Annotated in this window: 2 pseudogenes; both read left to right on the top strand. The window is 49.7% G+C overall.

The annotated features are described in order from the left end of the window. A pseudogene (locus K0335_RS22255) lies at nucleotides 1-375 on the top strand (hypothetical protein); the annotation flags it as partial. 4 nt (nucleotides 376-379) lie between these two features. Then, a pseudogene (locus K0335_RS22580) lies at nucleotides 380-543 on the top strand (tetratricopeptide repeat protein); the annotation flags it as partial.

Below are 543 nucleotides of genomic sequence, written 5' to 3'. Positions count from 1 at the left end.
CTCTGGCTGGCGCATCAGTTCGGGCATAAAGAGGCCTGGGGCTTGTTCCTGCTGAATATTTTTGAAGTGAAGGATATTACGCTGGCGCATAAGCATCTGGAACTGGTGCAACAAGAGGCCAACAAAGGCACGCTACACGCTATGGTGACCCTATCGCGCCTGCACGGTAATAAACACGATCGAACGCTGTTTAATATGAAGCTAAGCGCACGCTGGGCACATTTTGCCTTCACGCTTTACCCGGATAATGAAATCGTTATGGATTGCCTGGACCACCTTCATTTCGATTCTTTCTGGAAACGCTTTCGTTTCGCCTGGTATACCGTCCGTATCCCGAATTCAGAGCTGCCGGGACAGGTCAACTCAATGGTGTAATGGAGTGATAATACAAAGAAAATCTCTATTTCTTTGCGCCCTGCTTCTACTCTTCGCCACCGCCAGGGCTGAAATTACGGAGCAGCAGATCGAGGCCGACTGCGCAAAAATTCCAGTTTTGGCCAGCCAGGGCGAACAGCTTTACAAGACCCAAAAGTATGCCAAAGC

It is taken from the genome of Escherichia sp. GZ89, from assembly GCF_019366485.1.
GTDB classification, from domain to species: domain Bacteria; phylum Pseudomonadota; class Gammaproteobacteria; order Enterobacterales; family Enterobacteriaceae; genus Escherichia; species Escherichia fergusonii.
Note: the sequence above shows the minus strand (reverse complement) of the source record. Positions and strands in the feature narration are given on the sequence as shown.